This is a genomic window from Rhodopirellula sp. P2 (genome assembly GCF_028768465.1).
Classification (GTDB): domain Bacteria; phylum Planctomycetota; class Planctomycetia; order Pirellulales; family Pirellulaceae; genus Rhodopirellula.
The window spans coordinates 6,098,989-6,119,209 of record NZ_CP118225.1; the positions used below are offsets into that span (position 1 = coordinate 6,098,989).

Annotated in this window: 12 protein-coding genes; 4 read left to right on the top strand and 8 right to left on the bottom strand. The window is 57.5% G+C overall.

What is annotated here, in order from left to right; genetic code table 11:
• Positions 1-116: 116 nt before the first annotated feature.
• Positions 117-4,685 (bottom strand): Ig-like domain-containing protein, encoded by a 4,569-nt coding sequence (locus PSR62_RS21495; RefSeq protein ID WP_274405030.1) that lies wholly within the window; start codon positions 4,683-4,685, stop codon positions 117-119.
• Between the two features lie 592 nt (positions 4,686-5,277).
• Here PSR62_RS21495 and PSR62_RS21500 point away from each other — a divergent pair.
• From PSR62_RS21500 to PSR62_RS21515, 4 genes are all read left to right on the top strand, one after another.
• Complete coding sequence (locus tag PSR62_RS21500) at positions 5,278-7,818, top strand: S8 family peptidase (RefSeq protein WP_274405031.1); 2,541 nt, start codon at positions 5,278-5,280, stop codon at positions 7,816-7,818.
• 282 nt (positions 7,819-8,100) lie between these two features.
• Positions 8,101-8,820, top strand: a complete 720-nt coding sequence (locus tag PSR62_RS21505; RefSeq protein ID WP_274405032.1) for a CerR family C-terminal domain-containing protein — start codon at positions 8,101-8,103, stop codon at positions 8,818-8,820.
• On the top strand, positions 8,801-10,711 hold the full coding sequence (locus tag PSR62_RS21510; protein ID WP_274405033.1) for an HlyD family secretion protein: 1,911 nt from the start codon (positions 8,801-8,803) through the stop codon (positions 10,709-10,711). The genes PSR62_RS21505 and PSR62_RS21510 overlap by 20 nt, the downstream gene beginning before the upstream one ends.
• 156 nt (positions 10,712-10,867) lie before the next feature.
• Positions 10,868-14,110, top strand: a complete 3,243-nt coding sequence (locus PSR62_RS21515) for an efflux RND transporter permease subunit (RefSeq protein WP_274405034.1) — start codon at positions 10,868-10,870, stop codon at positions 14,108-14,110.
• Between the two features lie 497 nt (positions 14,111-14,607).
• On the opposite strand, the gene PSR62_RS21520 is transcribed toward PSR62_RS21515, so the two are convergent.
• The 7 genes from PSR62_RS21520 to PSR62_RS21550 all read right to left on the bottom strand — a co-directional run bounded on the left by PSR62_RS21520 (position 14,608) and on the right by PSR62_RS21550 (position 19,974).
• Entirely contained in the window at positions 14,608-14,901 is a 294-nt protein-coding gene (locus PSR62_RS21520) for a hypothetical protein (protein ID WP_274405035.1), read from the bottom strand.
• Positions 14,894-15,292: a hypothetical protein gene (locus tag PSR62_RS21525; RefSeq protein WP_274405036.1), complete on the bottom strand. Its 399-nt coding sequence runs from the start codon at positions 15,290-15,292 to the stop codon at positions 14,894-14,896. The genes PSR62_RS21520 and PSR62_RS21525 overlap by 8 nt, the downstream gene beginning before the upstream one ends.
• 717 nt (positions 15,293-16,009) lie before the next feature.
• Positions 16,010-16,381: a GxxExxY protein gene (locus PSR62_RS21530; protein ID WP_047817312.1), complete on the bottom strand. Its 372-nt coding sequence runs from the start codon at positions 16,379-16,381 to the stop codon at positions 16,010-16,012.
• 362 nt (positions 16,382-16,743) lie between these two features.
• Positions 16,744-17,169 carry a hypothetical protein gene (locus PSR62_RS21535; RefSeq protein ID WP_274405037.1) on the bottom strand — a complete coding sequence of 142 codons (426 nt, stop codon included), beginning with the start codon at positions 17,167-17,169 and terminating at the stop codon, positions 16,744-16,746.
• Between the two features lie 161 nt (positions 17,170-17,330).
• The gene (locus tag PSR62_RS21540) at positions 17,331-17,678 is read right to left on the bottom strand and encodes a hypothetical protein (protein ID WP_274405038.1); all 348 of its coding nucleotides are present in this window, start codon (positions 17,676-17,678) and stop codon (positions 17,331-17,333) included.
• Positions 17,679-17,795: 117 nt separating this feature from the next.
• Positions 17,796-18,137, bottom strand: coding sequence for a hypothetical protein (locus PSR62_RS21545; protein ID WP_274405039.1), 342 nt, complete (start codon positions 18,135-18,137; stop codon positions 17,796-17,798).
• 70 nt (positions 18,138-18,207) lie between these two features.
• Positions 18,208-19,974 carry a TolC family protein gene (locus tag PSR62_RS21550; protein WP_274405040.1) on the bottom strand — a complete coding sequence of 589 codons (1,767 nt, stop codon included), beginning with the start codon at positions 19,972-19,974 and terminating at the stop codon, positions 18,208-18,210.
• Positions 19,975-20,221 lie beyond the last annotated feature (247 nt).

The window sequence follows — 20,221 nt, forward strand, 5'->3', positions numbered from 1 at the left end:
ACCGGTTGTGACGATTCTCCTCAGTCCGGCGGTGATCATCTTGGTGTACAGCACGAAAAAACCCCGCCGGATTCAACCGACGGGGCTTTCGTTGTTCTCAAGGATTCGAATCCAACTCAGTTGCTGCCGAGGATCATGTCGATCGCATCACGGAAGGCGGGGTATTCACTCTCGACCAAGTCTTCGAGGCTGGCGTCGAAGTCGAAATCATTGACTCCGCCGAGCAATTGAACCGAGGTTCCGCTCGCGTTGACTCGCAGATGGTCGCCGCTCACTTGTGCCGTTCGAACATCGCCATCTTCTTCGATGATGGTGAGCAAAGCCGCGTCATTGTTCCGATTCATCGCCAATTCTGCGTACTCGACGCCTTCAAAGCCGCTTCCGGCCAAGAACATCGATTGACCGCCATCACTGCCGAACGAAACAAATCCGCCTTCGCCATCTTCCACGCCGGCGGGCACACCGTTGCTGCCGTTGGTGTTGGTCGACAAAATCGAACTGTTGCCTTGACCGGCATCACCCAAGCTTGCGAACGCGAACGTTCCCACAGGTGAGGCTCCGCCTTCTGAGCCGATTTCAATCGGGATGATTCCATCCACTGCTTCTCCTGCCGCCACCGCATTGTTGGGCAGGTTGTAGATCACTTGGTAACGACCAGGTGCAACGTCCTCGAAGGTGTATTCCCCGTCCAGGTTTGTCAGCACAACCAGGTCAATGTCTTCGCCCAGATCGTTGTCACTGGCGGGTGAAACCAAACGGACAGCAACGCCGCCCAAAGCCTTTTCGAAGGAATCGCGAACGCCGTTGCGAACCGGTGCGATCTGCCCTTGCGAGTCGATCACTTCTCGAATGTTCATGATCGAGTCGACGAACAACTGACCGGACACAACCGAGGGGCTGAAGTCATTCACCGTGACTTCGACTGTTGCGGTGTCCGTCGACTGCCCATCGCTCAATTGATAAGTGATGGTGGCTGTGCCGACGAAGTCCGTGTTGGGCGTGAACACCAATTCGTTGTTGCCGTTCACCGTGACCGTGCCGTTGGCAGGTTGTGTTGGCACCGAAACCGTCGCGACTTGGTTCTCGTTGGCTGGTCCGAGCGAATCGTTCGACAAGACGTCGATCGTCACCGCGCGGTTGCGGACCGTGGTCGCGGTGTCGTTGCCAGCGACCGGAGCATCATTCACTCCCGCCACCGAGATGCTGATCGTTCCGGTGTCCGTGGCACCTTGTGAGTTGGTGACCGTGTAAACCAGGGAATCGCTTCCGAAGTAGTCCGCGTCAGGCGTGTACGACAAGGTCGAGTTGGTCAGGTCCCCGGAAGTGCCACTGACACTTGCGTTGCCATTGGCTGGTGGTGTGGTGATCGTGATGGTTGCCGAATCACCCGAGTCCAGGTTGATCAGAGTCGACAAATCCAACGTGACCGCTCCCGCATCTTCCGTGGCCGACAACGAACCGTTGTTGGCAACCGGTGGCGAAACCACGTCAGTGACATTGACGGTGACCGTTGCGGTGGTCGTCAAGCTGCCATCGGTGACTTGGTAGGTGAACGAGTCCTGCCCGTTGAAATCAGCGTTCGGTGTGTAACGAATCTGACCGTTGCCCAGGGCGGTGGCCGATCCATTGCCTGGATTCGATGCCACTGTGATGACCAACCCGGTGCTGTCGACATCAGCGACATTGCCATTCAGATCGATGTCGATGCTGTTGTCTTCCAACACGGTGACCGTGCGATCGGTGGCCGTGGGGGCGTCATTGACGGGGGTCACGTTGATCGTGATGGTGCCCTCGTCGGACAACTGCGAGCCCTGCGTGCTGGTCGCACGGTACACGATCGTCGCGGTGCCGTTGGCGTTCAAAACAGGAGTGAACGTCAATGTTCCGTTGGCTGCAACCGCTGAAGTTCCGATCGCGTCGGTGCCGCTGACCTTGCTGAACGTGACCGTGTCGCTGCCTTCCAAGGTGACGAAGCTGCTTAGATCGATGGTCAATGTCCCGGAATCTTCATCGACGGTTTCCAAACCGTTGCCGGCAACCGGAGCGTCCAAGACATCCTGAATGTCAATGTTCACAACAGCGGTTGAGGTGCCACCCTGGCCGTCGCTGATGGTGTAGCTGAACGAGTCATCGCCATCGGAAACAGAACCGGTCGAGGTGTAGCTGATTCGCGTGCCATTCTCGGTGATCGTCGCCGTTCCGAAGGCAGGCTGGGTCACGGAGGTGATGGTCAACACACCGCTTTCGCCTGGACCGTCGAAATCATTCGCGAGCACGTCCAGTGTGACGGTCGCACCTTCGTTGACAGGGAAATCATCCGAGGTGGCTGTCAAATCGGTGTTGTCAGCGGTGATGTTGACGGTGATCACGCCGGTGTCACTGCCAATGTCATTGCTGGCGGTGTAAGTGATCGTCGTCGTGCCAAAGTCGTCTTGAGCGGGGATGAAGAGGATTTGGTCGCCAACGGTCCGAACGCTGCCGTTCCCAGTTGTGATCACGGCGTTGTCCAGCGTGATCGTGCTACCACCGGTGTTGATGGAGATCAGGTTGTCGGCGCTGAGGTCTGCGACCAAGACTTCGCTGGTCGTTCCACCACCGTTGTCTTCATAGATCGTGACCGTCTTGTTCGCGGCGTTGATACCAACTTGGCTGTTCGTGACCGTCACCACCACGTTCGCAGTCGCCGTGAGTGCTCCGTCGGCAACGGTGTAAGTGAAGGAATCACTGCCTGAATAACCAGCCGCAGCGGTGTAGCTGATCTGGCCATTGGAGATGATTGCGGTTCCGCCATTGGTGGTCGTGAACTCGGTTGCGGGCTGCTGCAACACCAGGTCAGCGATGCTTTCTCCCGGTCCGGCGGAATCATTTGCCAGGACATCGATCAGAGTGGACTCACCCTGTTCTACCGTGGCTGTGTCGTCGACCAAGCTCGGTGCATCGTTCACGCCTGCGATGGTGACCGCAATGGTGCCTGTGACCGTGTCGGTGCCGTCGCTGGCGGTGTAAACCAATTGGTCGCCGGTGCCGAATGCATCCGCATCAGGCGAGTAAGTGACGACGCTGCCACTGAGAGTGAAGTCGCCCAGGTTTTCGGTTTCAGACGAGATGGCGTAGGTCGTGCCCGCGGGATTGCCCGAGTTCAACGTTGCCAGATCGATCGTCGTGGGGGCGTCGTCTTCCGTCAGGCTGAGCGTGCTGTTCGCAGCGGTCAGTCCCGAACTCACACCGGTGACATTCAGAATGAATCGCGATGACGCGTCCAACTGAATCATGTCATCCGGCACGCTTTCTTTGCCGACTTCTGTGCCGTAGATCAGAACCTTGTCGCCTTCATCGGGCACGTCCAAGCTGATTGCCAACCCTGTGGTTGGTGCAACCGCACGAACGGGAATGCTGAAGACATCATAAGCGAGAGCGGGATTGAATTCGGATCCCAGTTCGTCGGGAAGGTTGTTCGTTGGGCCGAGGGCACCAATTTCGTCGAACAGGTCAACAGGCCCACTGCCCAAGTCTTGATTCAATTCAAAGGAACCAAAGACGCGGTTTTTGCCGTAAATTTGGGCGTTGTTCGCATTGCGACTGTTCAGTTCCAACGCAGCCAAGATGGGTGCACTGTTGAACGAGCCATCTGCGTTCTTGACGTCGACCTGCCCCACGTTGACGGGCTCAGCCGTTCCACCGATCTCCACGCTGACTTGCAGCTGCGGGATGTCGGCGTTGATCAGGTCCATTCCGCTGTAGGTGATGTCCAGCGTGAACGATCCACCACCGCTGGGTCCACCGGCCGTGGAATTGCTGCTGGCGTTGACGGTGATGTCATCGACCGAATCAATCAACGGACTCAGTTCGACAATCACCTCGGCCAGGTTGGCTTCTGTTGCCGCGTTGTTGGCACCCAAGAAGTCAGACAAAACTTTCGTCGTCGTTGTTCCCGGGGCGTCCGCGTAGGAGAACGTGATGGTGCCGGCAGGATTGCTGGCTGACAAGATTGAGTTGTCAAAGACGACCTGTTGCAGCTCGCCAACGGCTGGCTCCAACACACCCGACTGACCAGCGATGATATCGGTCACCGCACGGAAGACACCCGTTTCCATCCGCGAACGAAGATCTTTGACGCCAACTTCCAGCTTGAAAACTTCGTTGACATCGACGTTGTAGGTCAGTTCGACATTGTCGTCTGGCAACACATCCGTGGCTCCGGTCGTGTTGTCGACCAACGAATCATCCAGGTTGCGAGCCGCCAAAACGAATTCGACCAACGGCACTTCCGATTCGCCCTCGCCTCGATTCAGAGCGTTGATGACGCTCAAAGCATCCAAGGCCGTCACACGATTGTCACCGGTCACATCGACAAAACCAGTGAATTCATCGCCTTCGGTCAGTGCTTCGCCTTCCCCACGGCTGTTGAGGTGATTGATCACCATCAAGGCGTCGAGAGCCGTCACGTACTTGTTGTTGTCAACGTCGTAGGCCCGCCAGTAATTGTGGGCGACGGCGTGAGTGCTCTCTTCCTGAGGAGCTGAGTCAACCACCGACGGGACGTCTCCGGCCAGCAATTGTCGAGCTTCCAGCGATTCGCTGAGCAATCGACGTTTGTTGGAACGGTTAGCACGCGACCGGTCTTCGCTTCGCTTTCGTGATGACGACGGGCTCACGCTGCGAAGCAGTTGACGCAGATTTTTCATCTGTTTTCTCGGCAATTCGAATGGTTGGGCTGGGTCGATGTGATGGGTCTTCGCATTCGTCAAAACGCCCCGATATCGACGGGCATTTCAGCGATCCGCGCAAAGTTAGAACGGGCTCCCGCAAACCGCTTCCACGGCCGGGACCGCCAGCGTAATCCAAAAACTTTGGGCGGGTGCGAAATTTTGAAAAGCAAGTCCATCTTACCTAGCCCACCGTCTTTATCAATCTTTGCTTCAGTGGAGCGAACAAAAACGTGGGGCTGGTCGCGGTTGGACGGATTGTGCGGCCGAATAGTTCCAGTTTGACTCACCAAAAACTAAAAAATTGACGACAAGCGGCTCCACACCCCCTCTTCCATTCCATCCGTTCAGATTGCCCGACCCTCCCTGCTCGCAACTCGCTGGTCAGTCCCGGCACAGATCGAATGCCCCGCCAACCTGAAATCTTTCGCCTCGAATTCCAAGCGTTTCAATGCGTTGACTGATCCAGCCCCGCACTTATCGCCCCCCAAGTTTCCAGGCAGCTGGCAACATTCTGTGACCTACCCTTCAAAAACTCACTCCCTGCCAGCCATTCGATCCAACCTATCCGATGTCACACCGTTCAGCTTCGCCATTGAGTCCCATTGAAACGGATTCCGACGCTTTGGAATTGCCGACACCGGCGATCCAACCCTGCGAAGAACGTTTGGCTCTGTCGGCCTCGTTGATGGGAGCTTGGCTGGCAGATTGGGCGGACCCAATCCAACCCTTGCCGGCTTGCTCTGCCGATCACTGGGCTGCCCCCGCCACGGACGCTTCGGCCCCCACCGAAATCCCCATCGCGGCGGCGATTGTCCCCCCTCCCGCGAATCCTCTCCACGCATCCCCTGTTCTCGGTCCCGCGCTCCCAGGCATTGCTGCCGATTCGCAGCCAAACGCTTCCCCGAGCAGCCTGACCTCAGCCAACGACACCGGTCTCGATTTTGACGCCCTCTTAAAAGGGCAGTCCTCGGGTTCGCTTGTTGAGCAAGCCCAATCGCTTCGTCAGGATGGTGGACTGCTCGGCGACAGCTCCTTCGGCAGCAACTGGGACGGCAGCGGACAAACGATCGCGGTCATCGACAGTGGGATCGCCTACGATCACGTGGCCTTGGGGGGAGGCTACGGCCCCGGCTATCGCGTCGTCGGCGGCTATGACTTCGCCGAAAATGATGACAACCCGTACGATGACGCCCCGGCCGGATACCACGGCTCTCACGTCGCTGGGCTGATCGCTGGAAACGGCACCCTGGATTCAGGGGAAGCCTTCCAGGGACTCGCGCCCGGTTCTGACTTGGTCGGACTGAGAGTCTTTGACGACGCCGGCAACGGCAACCTGCAGTGGATCGAGTCTGCTCTGCAATGGGTGATCGAGAACCACGACACGTTTGAGAATCCGATCACCACCGTCAACATGTCGCTCGGCACCGAACTGACCGATGCCAATCGGTTCGACGCGATGGGAATGCTCGAAGACGAACTGCAAACGCTCTATGAAGCCAACATCATGGTTTTCGCAGCCGCAGGCAACTCCTTCGGCACAATGGACCATGGCACCGCCGACGAGTTGATGTACCCCGCGTCCAGCCAATACGTCGTGGGCGTCGGATCGGTGGACGCCAATGATGTCCTCAGCAGTTTTTCCCAACGGGAAGACGGGATCCTGACCACTGGCGGACAAGCGATCCGCAGCAGCGTGCCCGAACATGTTTATGGCGCAGACGGATTTGTCAACGACTACGCGTTGCTCAGCGGCACCAGCATGGCCAGCCCTCAAATCGCAGGTGCGTCGGTCTTGGTTCGCCAAGCCATGACGGAAGCAGGCATGGCACCCACCATCGATTCCATTTTGGCTCGACTGCATGAGACCGCCGATCAACACACCGATCCAGTCACCGGCATTGAATACCAAACCCTGAATTTGGAAGCCGCGCTTGCGTTCTCAGTCTCGGAACCTGAACCGACACCTGTCCCCGACCCGACACCCGACCCGACACCCACCCCTGCTCCTTCGCCAGCTCCTGAACCGACTCCAACACCTGAACCCAGTGTGCCGGCGGGCTCTCTGCTCAGCGAATACCAAGGCACGTCGGGATCCGATGAAGTCGTCTTGGACCTGCGAGCGCTCTCCTCGATCACAAACGGTGGCGTCAACGGGAAAACGTTGCTTTCCGATGCAGGTGGCAACTACACACTCGATACAACGGATACCATCGTCATTGACGGTGGTGCCGGTGGCGACGTGCTTCGAATCATGGGATCCGCGGAAGCCGAGAGTTTGCTTCTTCGTCCACCCACCAGCGAAGATGGGATCAGCCGTTTGACCTTCCTCGGTGGCGTCATCGAAATCAGAGGCTTTGAAAACATCACCTTCGTCGGCGGTGGTGGACTCGATCTGGCAACCATGTACGACAGCACCGGCGACGACGTGCTCACCGCCTCCAGCCAGACCGCTCGCATGTCCGGCGCTGGATTTGAATTCCGCGTCGACAACGTTCCCAAACTCTTTGCGCACGCCACCTCCGGCGGCGATGACACCGCGCATCTGAACGATTCCGCCGGCGATGATCGCTTGGTCATCCGGCCGCAATTCAGCTCGTTGCGCAGCGAGACACAAACGCAAGCCGTGTTTGGATTTGAACGCGTCTATGCCTATGCCGAAGCCGGCGGCCACGACACCGCCGACCTCGGGGATTCCGCCGCCGACGACGTGATGTCGATTTCACAAACCCGTGCAACAATCAGCAGCAGCGGTTACCGAGCCACCGCGATCGGCTTCGATGATGTCACCGCCAAAGCATCCGCCGGCGGCGATGACACCGTGCGAATCTATGTCACTCAACCCGGCGGCACCTGGCACACCACCGACTCGCTGACCCAGTGGAACGGAGCCGATGGAACCTCGCGAATTGCTCGCGGGTTCGAACACAGCGAAACCTTCGAGCGAATTGAATCGGCCGCCCTATCGACCGGGGAACCGTTGCCGGCAGGTGAACCTTTGGCCCTCGAAGAGTCTCCGTTAGCTGCAAACGCCTCGACCGAACCGCTGGCCAATCCATTTGATGAAGACGCCCATCGCGACGCACTTCGACGCATGTTCGAAACCCTCTGAGTGGACGACGCTCCGGTCTCAGGCCTCCTTGAGCAACAAAAGCGAGAACGGCAGCAGGCATTTCACAGAGAAAGCAGGGGCCTCCGGTGACCAATTCGGCGACTCGATTCAATTCGATACGTAAACCGACTTGTGTTCTCGACGCTCGCTTTGCAAAGTGAGCCCGGCAAACAGAAGGGCAAACCGCAATCGATCTCACCCGATTTAAACACTTGTTTAAAACGTCTGTTTGAATCATGATTGCGACCACCGTTCTGCCCGCGACTCTCGTCCCGCTGCTTCATGACTGAATCCCCCGCTCCCGCAACGACCGACCCGACCCAACGTTTGTTGGCTGCCGCTGGCCCTGTGTTTGCCGAGCGAGGATTCGATCGCGCGACAGTGCGAGAGATTGCCAACGTCGCTGATGTCAATGTGGCCGCGGTCAGTTACTACTTCGGTGACAAAATGGGTCTGTACCGTGCTGTCATCACGGCCATCCGCGAAAAACGCGAGCGTGCCTACCCGACTCCTGAGGTCGGCAAACAGACGCCGCCACAGGATTTGGAACGGCTGATCCGGACCCTCCTTTCACGCATGCTCGCGGCCGACGAAACCGGCTGGGAAGCGATGCTGATGATGCGTGAGATGCAGAACCCAACGCCCGCCTTCGAGGGCATGATCCACGGGTATTTCCAACCGCTCTACGATGCATTGTGCAAAACCATCCAGTCCTTGCTGCCCTCGCTTGATTCCAAATCAGCATGGCAAACCGACGCCCTGGTGCCACAGATGGCCCTCGGCGTTGTCGGCCAATGCCTGCATTATCGAATCGGGCGTCCCGTGATGGCTCATTTGATTTCACCCGAACTGATTCAAACCCACTACGGGTTGGATTCGTTGTGCAGTCAGATCACGGCGTCCACGCTGGCAGCGTGTGGCGATCAAAATGTGATCGATCAACACAAGCTTCTCTTCCCATCGCCGCTCAACGAGCCTCACGATGTCTCTTGTCAACAATAACGAGTCGACGCCCACGATGACCGACGAAGAAACTTCCGCTGAGGCCAAAGCCTCACCGGATTCAACGACGTCCGCGCCGACGAAAACGAATCCCCCTCGCTCGCCGTACGAATCCGGCATCGAAGTCGACTCGCCCCGCTCGGACGACAACGTTGTCCAACTGGTCGATTCGTCCAACGCGATGCAGTGGGCGCTGTTCAACATCGGTGCCCCGCTGTTGCTGCTCGCTGCGGCCGGTGGTTTGGTTTACGCACTCGGGTCGGTCCAACCCTCGACTCGTCCGCCCGCCGACAACACACTTGCCGGACGACTCCAAGCCTTGCCGGCCGTGGATGTGGTTCCGATTCAGTCGCTCGCAGACAGCGGCCAGATCCTGCACCTGAACACCGACGGCACCGTCGTCCCCTTTCGCGAAGTCATCCTGGCAACCGAAGTGGCCGGCCGCATCATTGAAAAGTCGCCGCAATGCGAAGCTGGCCAATACGTCACCGCTGGCACGGTGCTGATGCGGATTGATCCGACGGATTACGAACTCACCGTGCGTCGCTTGGAACAAACCCAGCAATCCGAATACGAAGCGATCAATGAAGTCGACCAGGAACTGATCAACGCCGCCCGCTTGCTGGAAATCGCCGACGCGGACATTGAACTCCAAAGCCGCGAAGCCAAACGCCTGGATTCATTGCCAGAAGACTTTGCCGCCCGCCGAGACGTCGACGCCGCCCGCCGAGGCGTCTTGCAAGCCGAACAGCAAAAGGTGACGGTCCAAAACCAAATTGATTTGCTGAAGAAACGACGCACCCGATTGGAACTGGCCGAACAGCTCGCTGCCACGCAGCTCAAACAGGCCAACATCGATCTGCAACGGACCGAAATCCGAGCCCCGATCGACGGGGTCATCGCCAGCGAACAAGCCGAACTGAACACGTTCGTTGCCCGCGGCAATCCCGTCGTCACAATGGAAGACACATCCAAGGTCGAAGTCGCCACCAGTCTGCGAACCGACCAACTGTACTGGGTGCTGAATCAGAAAACGACGCAATCACCCATCGAAGAATTGAACGCCCCCGCCAACGGCGCTCACCGCGGTTACAAGTTGCCGCCCACGGAAGTGAAGGTGCAATACCAACTGTCCGGGCGTGACGACGTGACTTATGTCTGGGATGGCCAACTGACCGGTTATGACGGCATCGGGCTGGACGAACAAACTCGCACCGTCCCCGTTCGAGTGGTTGTCGACCAACCTCAGATGTTTGAAATCCAACGCCGAATGGACGATGGGTCGCTCGCCCCGACCACTTCCGAAAACGTCGTTTCGACCGGACCCACCGCACTCGTTCGTGGCATGTTCGTGCGTCTGCAATTGCAACTGCACCCCGCCGTGCCACTCGTCATCCTGCCGTCCGAAGCCCTCAAGCCAGGCAATCGAGTTTGGGAATTCATCCCCGATGAATCCGTTTTGGACGTTCCTGAAATCGACAACCAAACCGCAGCTGCGGAGGGTTCGGATTCGAAAGCGACCGCCGCAGCCGTCGCCGACTCTGAAATGACTGCGGATGATCGCGTCGCCAAGACGGACGCTGGCGAATCAGAAAACCTGGTAGCCGATTCGGAACTTGCCTTCGTGCCTGAAAATTGGACCGCGGGACGCTTGGTGATTCGCCACGACATTCGCCCGATTGATTTGCTGTCAGCCGTCGGTGGAAGCTCCGACCTGTGGATCTGTGAAGTGCCGGACCAATCGGTCACCGGTGACAGCTTTGTGGTTGTCTCACCGCTCGGCAGCATCGAAGCGGACACGTTCCCTGTTCGTGCCCCCAAGAAAAACCTGGTCCCACCCAACGATCCCAAACCAGACTCGCTTTTGACCGAAGCAATCACCGATCTTTGACTCCCGCTGAACCGGGACGCGCATCGAGACTCGTTCGGAGTTTCGATCCGCTGAGAACGCGAACGTCTTGACGACTTCGTCTGCAGCTCGCACTCGCCTCCCGCCGTGCAGCCAACTGACACTCTTCCGCCATTCCTTCCATTCAAAGAACCTTCGATGAAACGTGTCCTCGCTTGGGCCATCGAAAACGCACCCGGCATGAATGTCATCATGCTGGCGTTGATGATTGTGGGTGCTTCCGCATTCGTCGGCATGCGTCGGGAAGTGTTCCCGGAATTCGAACTCGAAGTCGTGATGATTTCGGTGCCATACCCTGGTGCCACCCCACAAGATGCCGAAGAGGCGATCTGTCAAAAGATTGAAGAAGCCATTCGGTCAATCGACGGAATCAAAAAGGTCACCTCCATTGCGATGGAAGGCCGCGGCTATGTCTTGGCGGAATTGCAAAGCGATATCCAAGACGTCCAAAAGGTGATGTCGGAAATCGATCGGGAAGTCAATCGCATCCCAAGCTTCCCCGATCTCGCCGAAGACCCCGAAATTGAACAGATCACGTTTCGCGACACGGCCATCCGACTGGGAATCATCGGCCCCGATGATCGAACCCGCCGTGGGGAACTGAAACTCCGCGAAGTCGCTGAATCCGTGCGTGACGATTTGCTGATGCTGCCCAGCGTCACGGTCGCCGAATTGATGGGAACCCGCAACTATCAAATCGATGTCGAAATCCCCGAGGCGACCCTGCGTTCCTACGGCCTGACACTGGACCAAGTCGCCTCCGAGATCCGGCAACACAACGTGGAGTTGCCGGGCGGACAACTCAAATCGTCCGGCCAAGAAATCCTGCTGCGTGCCAAGAACAAAGGCCGCGTCGGCCCCGAGATTGAACGCATCCCGCTGATCACTCGCCAGGACGGTGTCGTCCTGACGGTGGGCGACCTGGGCAGTGTTCGCGATGAGTTCGAAGATGTCACGGCGACGGCGGAGATCAACGGTGAACCCGCCATGGTCATCAATGTTCAACGCACCAAATCAGAGGACTTGCTGAACCTGGTCGACAACGTGCGGGGCTACGTCGCCCGCACCGAACCTCCCCCTGGGTATCGATTCGTCCTGTGGGGCGACACCTCGACCGACGTCCGTGACCGAATGGCATTGCTGCTTCGCAACGGTGTCCAAGGACTGGGACTCGTGTTCCTGGTTTTGGCATTGTTCTTGGAAGTCCGCTTGGCGTTCTGGGTGGCGCTCGGAATTCCAATCTCCATCATGGGTGCCGGTGCGGCGCTCTCCTGGGGCGACCAAACGCTCAACATGCTCTCGTTGTTTTCGTTCTTGATCGCACTTGGGATCGTGGTCGATGACGCGATCGTGATCGGCGAAAACATCTACGCCCACCGGCAAATGGGCAAATCGCTACACGACGCCGCCGTCGACGGTGCCACCGAAGTGCTGCCCAGCGTCGCCGCGTCGATCACCACGACCGTCATCGCCTTCGCCCCCATGTTCTTCGTGTCCGGGGTGATGGGCAAATTCATGGCGGTGATTCCGTTTGCCGTGATCGCAATGCTGCTGGTCTCGCTCTGGGAGAGCACGTTTGTGTTGCCATGTCACTTGGCCCACAGCCATTCGGGATTCTTCCGAGTCGCGACGATCGTGACCTACCCGCTGCGTCCATTCATGCTGTTGCTGTTCTGGGTCAATTCCAAAGCCAGCACCGCGATGGAATGGTTCGCTGAAAAGGTTTATGTGCCCACGCTCCACTTCTGCTTGCTCAATCCGGTCCTCCCCATCGCCGTCGCCATTGCGTTGTTTGTCGGCACCATTGGCATGATTCGCGGGGGCATCGTGACGACGGTGTTGTTCCCCAAATCCGACAACAATTACCTGCAAGCCTCCGTCGTTTTCCCCAACGGCACGCCCGCGACAGCAACCGAAGTCGCCACCCAGCGAATGGAACGAGCCCTTCAAAAGGTCAGCCAAGAAATCGCGTTGGAACACGCCGCCAAAACCAAGGAACCGCTCGAATCGCTGTATCCACCGCCAGAGGGTGACTATGTCGGACCGGTTCGCTTCGCCTACCGCGAAGTCGGCTCGATCAGCAACACCGCCGGCCCGATGGGCGGGCAAGGTTCCAGCGGCAGCAACGCGGGTCAAATCTTTGCTGAACTCCACGGCACCGAAATCCGCGACATCCATAGCGACCAGCTGATCGCTCGTTGGCGACGTGAAGTGGGCGAGATCGCCGGCGTCGAACGAATCACCTACGGCAGCATCGGCACCGGCCCTGCCGGCACCCCCATCGAATTCAAACTGCTGGCCTCCGGGGACAACGTGGACGAATTGCTGGCCGCCACCGAAGTCATGAAACAGAAGGTCGGCACCTTCGCTGGTGTTTTCGACATCAGCGATGACAACACGCCAGGCAAGTGGGAATTCCAATTTCGCGTCAAAGACAGTGCCCTGGCGACCGGCGTCACGCCGACCGATCTCGGACAGACCGTTCGCAACACCTACTTTGGTGCCGAAGTCATGCGTCTGCAACGCGGTCGCCACGAAGTGAAGTTGATGGTCCGCTACCCTCCCGAAGAACGCACATCGCTCGTCAACTTCCGCGAGATTCGCGTGGGAGGTGCTGATGGCACACAACGACCGATCAATGAACTGGCAGAGATCAATTTGGAACGCGGCTTTTCGGAGATCAACCGTGTCGATCAACAACGCAGCATCACGATCTCCGCCGATTTGGACGAAACGACCGCCAACGCTGATCTGATCATCGCTAGCCTTCAGAAACAAATGGACGGTTTCAAAGCCCAGTTCCCGAACGTTTCCATCCGCTGGGAAGGCCAGCAAGAACAAAGCCGTGAATCGGTCGGCAGTTTGATGGTCGGATTCGCGGTCGCGATCCTGTGCATGTTTGTGCTGTTGGTCCTTCAGTTCCGATCCTATATGCAGCCACTCCTCATTCTGGCCATCATCCCCTTTGGAATGATCGGTGCGGTTTGGGGACACGCCTTCCTCGATCTTCCGTTGACCTTGTTCAGCATGTTCGGCTTGGTCGCGTTGGCCGGAGTGGTCGTCAACGACTCGATCGTTCTGATCGATTTCATCAATTCGCGCGTTCGAGCAGGCGACGAACCCATCCAAGCTTTGTTGGAATCGGGCCGACGGCGTTTCCGTCCCATCATGTTGACCAGCATGACGACCATCGCGGGTTTGATTCCGTTGTTAACCGAAAAATCCTTCCAAGCTCAATTGCTGATCCCAATGGCCAGCAGTCTTGCGTTTGGTTTGATGCTCGCGACTGCCTTGGTGCTGCTGTTGATTCCCGTCTTGTACATGCTCTATCTGCTCACCCTTCAATCGTTGAACATCCCGTTCGTCGAAGTCGAAGAATAGACGACAAGAACAACGCCCAACGCGTAGGCCGGATCAAGCCGCTTCGGCACAGCTCCGGCAGAACACCCAAAACGCAACAGCAACCCACTGCCGGATGGACGTCGCAAAGCCTCCTGCATCCGGCCTACTTCGTGCCCAACCCCAACACGCCACCCCACACCACGGGCCATCTGCACGCCACGTCCATGCCGGCACCACGTAGGCCGGATCAAGCCGCTTCGGCGCAGCTCCGGCAGATCACCCAAACCGCAACACCAACCCATTGCCGGATGGGCGTCGCAAAGCCTCCTTCATCCGGCCTACTTCGTGTCCAACCCCAACACGCCACACCACGCCACCGGCTATCTGCACGGCACATCCACGTCGGCACCACGTAGGCCGGATCAAGCCGCTTCGGCGCAGCTCCGGCAGCCCCCCCCAAACCGCAACGCCAAACCATCGTCCTATGTGCGTCCCAATGCATCCTTCACCTTGCGTCCGCAGACATCACCATCTCACTACCAGAATCGCCAAAGATTCTCTTTGAGCCACTCCGTGAAGCTGTCACCGCGGACATAGCCAATGGTCATCCCGAGAACTCCACCCAAAACGCCGCCAGCAAAGAACGCCACGACGGCCCATCCGGTGAAGGCCAGCGAGACCGAGAATCCCAGCCCCGCACCGCCAACGGCCCCCAGCAACCCGCCCGCAATCAGGTTGACGATCGCATCGTTCGCACTCTCTTCCATCGGTTCGACATCCGCCTTCTGGTCTGGAGCCGCCTGAGTCTGGCGTGAATCGGGTTCAATCATCCTGCGGTCCTTTCACCGTTGGTTTTCTGCTGCGAGGCAACCGCGACGATCCCACAATCGTCAGCACGGATCCAATCAGCGAACACGCAATGTAAGACATGAACGAAACGTTCATTGCTGACCACGGCGAGTCGGATTCTCGACCCAGAGCCAGCAAGTCGCTGCTAATGGAGTCCAACTGGCTTCCTAGCTGATGGGTTTCTTGGGCTGTCATCGTGTTTGAATCCGCTTGCGCAACGAAGGCCTCCAAGACGTCCATCCGATCTCGGACACGCTCTCTCGCATTCCCTAACTGCTGGCGTTGCCAAGCATGCATCAAGAGAAGAAGCAATCCAAGCACAAACACTGCGATCCCAAACCACTGCAGTCGGTTTCCATTCTTCATCCGCATCAATCGCTTTCGAAGAGAAGCCTCAACCTCTGACAAAACGGTGTCCTCGAGACAATCAGGATGAGGAGGGCGTCCCAACTGTTTCGGCTCATCCGACGGAAGGGTGCGCCCGGGGTTTTCAAGGCATGCACCGATGTCCGAATGTTCAACGATGGACGGCGTCCGTGTTGAAAACACCCCACCGGCATGGCGAGCATGCCGGTGGGCCGCGAAGCACCTTCGGCGCATCGGAGACCAAGCTATTCCTTGGCAAGTTGCTCCTCAGCAGAGCTTGCTTCCGCTTCACTTGGCAACTCAATTCGAACGCCTCGAAATGGTCTGTTCAAACTTCGGGCATCGGAGAAATCCCTCCAAAAACCTGAAGTCAGGGTACCGCGCACGCTTCCGTCGGATGAGCCAATATAAACGTGTTCCTCGAGCTGCCTGATTCTTCCTCGCCAATTCTGAGCCTCGATCACCACCTCGAAACTCGCATCGGACTGGTTCATGCAAATCAGCCGAACCGAAATCTTCGTGCTCTCTGTGCCCTTCGTGGTGAAGAATATTCGCCGGCAAATGCACCACGAAGGACTCGAAGGGCGCGAAGGTTCAGTGTGAACGTGAACATGTTGCCAACCGTCCGCGAACGTTATCCTTCGCGTTCGCTGCGTCTCTTCGTGGTGACACGAAGATCTGCATTCGACTCATCCCCCTACTCACGAGCCGGCGACATCAGATTCAAAGCACAAAACGACGAAGCCCGTCCTTGAGCCGTGTCACATTGAAGTTGATCAAAAGCCCCGTCCGGATTCCCGCCAACTTCATGTAAGTCAGCAATTGTGCCTCGTGAATTCCCTTCAATTTCTCGACACTCTTCAGTTCGAGAATGATGGAGCCCTCCACCAACAAATCGATCCGATAGCCACAATCCAACGCCACGTCTTTGTAGCGAACAGGCTGCGGGTGCTGGAGCTGAAACTGAATGGAACTCTTACGTAGCTCATGGGCAAGGCATTGCTCATAGGCAGACTCCAGCAACCCAGGCCCCAATTCGCGATGCACTTCAATCGCGCACCCAATCACTCGGTGAGACAGTTCATCGAATTCCATCTTTCTCCCCCCTCAACGCACCGCCTCCCCACGCTTGAAACCACCCGACGTGGATGGATCGACGATTGATTGATCGTAGCAAATCTTAAAACCACGAAGGACGCGAAGAGCACGAAAGGGCAGCACGAACGGACCGATCTCTTCGATCTCAACCCCGATTCCAATTCGAATGCGACAGACCTCAAACCAGAAATCTCAGCCACTTCGCAATCAAGATTCCAAACACACCGATCCGTCCACAACAAACCTGAACCTTCGTGCTTTTCGTGTCCTTCGTGGTGATCGCCTAGGCCGGATCAAGCCGCTTCGGTAAATCGCCAACAACCATCGCCAACCTAGCGGGTAGAAATCACCACCGACTGTCAAATCCCAGAGTCAGCAACACCGAAGGCCTGTCTTACCGTTGGACGCGTCAGAACGAGGATCGTCAGCACCCCCAGAACGGTTCCGAATGGAAAGAAGCAGCATTCGATCCCGGCAACAACCAAACAATAGAGATGGCCGTTCCGCTGCATCAGTTTTCGCCCAGCCAGAGCGATGCAAGACGCCATGGTCAATCCCACGGCAATGAATACGAGTGGGAGCACGATGAACAACCACCCCATGAACGCAGGCGGCGTTTCGCCCGTCCCTGTTCCATCGAACGCGCCCGTCACGATCCCAACGCCGATCGCCAAATGGATCACCGGAAACAGCGAAAACAACGCCAACATTCCAGCCACGATGTAGTGGAAAATGGACAACAAACGTAGTTGTTCCGCATCTTGATTGTCATGGTCCATCGCCATTCTCCCACTCGTTAAAACTCTGATGTGTCAGGTGCGGACGAACCGCAGGTGCCCCTTCAGCCTCACCCCATCAAATAGGCTCAATCAAGAGGCGAACGGGGCGCTCGCTGGTCGTCCCATTTCAAGAACCAAATGGATCGTGATTCAGTCGACCAAGACCATCACTGGTCACTCGAGGTCGTCGCTCGACACCTTCTTCTGACCAAGATACCTCGCCAGACCAGTCCAATGGAGATGACAACCAAAGCGGGCGCGACAGCAAAAGCAAGCCAATGAGCGGTTGCCGGCATGATAGGGATTCCAAACAGGAAGACCTCCGGATCATAAGTCGCATACTGACGCCCGCCTGAATTCGGACGAAACGCGCCGGCCACTCCAAAGACGACACCGGGACTACAGATCACGGCCGCACTGAGAAAGAACAGACTGGCTGCAAACCAGTGCCAAACGGGCGCGTCCGACGCTTCTTTGCGAACTTCCTCAGATGGCGTCTGATACGGATTTGACACTCACCCATCCTCGGCGACGTTGAAAACCTCCCCACCAAGAGGTTGGAGAAGACGATGTGAGTCTCATGCCGGTGGGGCTTCACATGCGATTCATTCGTCATCCTAACACGCCAACGTTTATCGGGTTGTATCTGACCCACGGCGTTCAGATGCCCATTTAACAAACCCTGCCGTGATCGCCCATGGCAATGTGATGAACGTCAGCCCGGTTCCGCAAGCGGCGAACCACAGCCACGCAGTTGTCACCCAGCTCATGCCGCCAGCAGGTAAATCCGATGTCTCGCGCCGCGTGAAAGGAATCGCGAATTCGATGTAGAACGCTGGCACTACCAAAACCAGCACGATCAATGACCAAAGCGTGCCATTGCGAAACCCGATAAGGAATGCATTACTCGGCCGCTCCGTCGTCTCCGCCTCAACATCAACGTCAACTTCCGGTGCTTCGTAAGGATTGACCATGCCGAGCCCGTAGGATTTGAACGTTAGTTTCGATACCGGCGATACGAATTGTATCGACTCGATTGGGCAATCAGTACGCCATCGATGCCTGCCCGTCACCAACAGGCCAACCCAATGCCCACTGCAGACGGAACTGAGCTTGGTTGTGGGCGGTGACGGCTTGCAGGTAAGCACGACGTGCGGACTCCAAAGCCTGAACCGCCTGCAGTACCTCAATCGGCAATCCCTCGCCATCTTTGATTCGTTCCAAGTTGGAATCGTACGACCGTTCCGCCGTCGCAATTGCCTGCTGTGTCAGGTCCATTTGCTGACGACGAAATCCCACCTGACTCGCCGATTCTGAAATCTCCGCTGCGACCTGGTCCAGCACGCGAAGCTTCTCGTACCTCGCTTGCTGCACTCGCGCCGACGTTCGATTGCGAGCCGCTCGTTCACCCAATCCAAAGTTTCGAATTTCCCAGGTGACCACGGCGTCAAAGTCATAGCGACCGTCCACGTCGCTCAGGTCATTGCCCAAACCTCCTCCAAATCCGCCGGTGCTGTAGCCCAGCAACACGCTGGGAACAAACGGCGAATACTTTTCGCGTTTGTAGGCTTCACAGGCGGCGGCGACCAACGACTGTGACTCCTTCAGTTCCGGCCGCGATGCCAAACCGGTGCTGATCAGCGAGGCTTTGTCGGCTCCGGCGGCCATCAACTCCAAGGGCACCACGGTGACATCCATTGGCACGAGCGTTTCCCCCGAGTGCATGCTGATGGCTTGAGCAAGGCGTGCGGACGCAACCGCGACCCGTTCCTGCCCGCCAACCAATCGGCTGTCGAGCAATCGGAGTTCCGTTTGCATGCGATCCGCATCGGCTTGCATGCCTTGTCCGGCGGCCGCGAAATCGGATGTGATCCCTGCCAGTTCTCTCACCCGTTCACGAGACTCTTCCAACACGCGAGCGTCCTGGTAAGCCTCCAGCAATTCCGTGTAAGCGGTCGCGGCCTGCAACAATTGCTGATTCAAAACGCCAGCGGCAGCGTGCCCTCGTGCCCAGGCTGTTTTCTCTGCGATCTTTGGCTGGAAGATCGCATCGGCCATGTGGAATTGAGCCACCAGTCCCGGACGCGTGTTGGTGGTTCCGGCACCGGTCGCACCGGCTCCCAATCCGTACTGGAACGAGTTTCGATTGACATCAACGATGTCACCGTTGCTGGATTGGTAATTGCCATCGTGGCGATGGAAGCTGAACCCGGCTTGAATGGATGGCAGCCACAACACGTTGGCCTGATCCAGGGCCGCATACGCCTCGCGGGTTCGCCACTGCGCCAATCCCACCGCGGGGTGTTGAGAGTCAATCATCGCCAGCGCCGTCGGCAGGTTCATCTGGACCATTTGCGCCGCGACCATCGCCACTTCGGACGACTGGCCCATCGAATCAATGACAACGGGTTCTGGAGGCAGCCCGACCTGACCGCTTTCGTGCACTTCCAACACGGGTGCACTTTCGTAGGCGGTCAACGAATGATCGCTGCTGCTGGCGACGGATTCTTCCTTCAGTGGTTGCAACCGGTACCGTTTGCCGTCGATCGTCAGAACCGATTCGGTCGGCGAACGTTGATCAGCATCCGGCTCACCGAAATCACGGTGGGCCACCGGGCGTATCTCGAATTTGGCAGACGTGGTTTCGTCTGTGGCCGCTTCAACACCGGAAGCCACCGCGGACTGGCGTGCGGTGATTGCCGCTGGCACAGGGGAACTCTGGATCGATTCCTGGTTCATGTGTCCCACGCACCCAATCGCTGGAACGGTGCTCGAAAGGGCGATCAAGGTGTATAGAAGCGAACGGGACATCCATGTTCTCCTGGTTCATCTGTTCGGAAGGCAGCGTTCGTCGGCCTTGCTCAGCTCGTCCCGAACGCATCGATTGCTACAAATGAACTTCGGCAAATGATCATCCAGATGGTAACGATCGAATGCCTTGGAATAGTCAAATCTAATCTGCTGCGCATCGAAAACGCTCATTGCGCGAACTAGACTACATCGACCGCTTGGCGAACCGCGCCCGGTCAGATCGATTCTTCCGATTCCCCCAATTATT

Bases quoted from the DNA above. Each gene is read 5' to 3' on its own strand.
- PSR62_RS21500 (WP_274405031.1), top strand. From the start codon at position 5,278: ATGTCACACCGTTCAGCTTCGCCATTGAGTCCCATTGAAACGGATTCC.
- PSR62_RS21535 (WP_274405037.1), bottom strand. From the start codon at position 17,169: ATGGCGATGGACCATGACAATCAAGATGCGGAACAACTACGTTTGTTG.
- PSR62_RS21545 (WP_274405039.1), bottom strand. From the start codon at position 18,137: ATGGTCAATCCTTACGAAGCACCGGAAGTTGACGTTGATGTTGAGGCG.
- PSR62_RS21530 (WP_047817312.1), bottom strand. From the start codon at position 16,381: ATGGAATTCGATGAACTGTCTCACCGAGTGATTGGGTGCGCGATTGAA.
- PSR62_RS21525 (WP_274405036.1), bottom strand. From the start codon at position 15,292: ATGCGGATGAAGAATGGAAACCGACTGCAGTGGTTTGGGATCGCAGTG.
- PSR62_RS21495 (WP_274405030.1), bottom strand. From the start codon at position 4,685: ATGAAAAATCTGCGTCAACTGCTTCGCAGCGTGAGCCCGTCGTCATCA.
- PSR62_RS21505 (WP_274405032.1), top strand. From the start codon at position 8,101: ATGACTGAATCCCCCGCTCCCGCAACGACCGACCCGACCCAACGTTTG.
- PSR62_RS21520 (WP_274405035.1), bottom strand. From the start codon at position 14,901: ATGATTGAACCCGATTCACGCCAGACTCAGGCGGCTCCAGACCAGAAG.
- PSR62_RS21515 (WP_274405034.1), top strand. From the start codon at position 10,868: ATGAAACGTGTCCTCGCTTGGGCCATCGAAAACGCACCCGGCATGAAT.
- PSR62_RS21510 (WP_274405033.1), top strand. From the start codon at position 8,801: ATGTCTCTTGTCAACAATAACGAGTCGACGCCCACGATGACCGACGAA.
- PSR62_RS21550 (WP_274405040.1), bottom strand. From the start codon at position 19,974: ATGTCCCGTTCGCTTCTATACACCTTGATCGCCCTTTCGAGCACCGTT.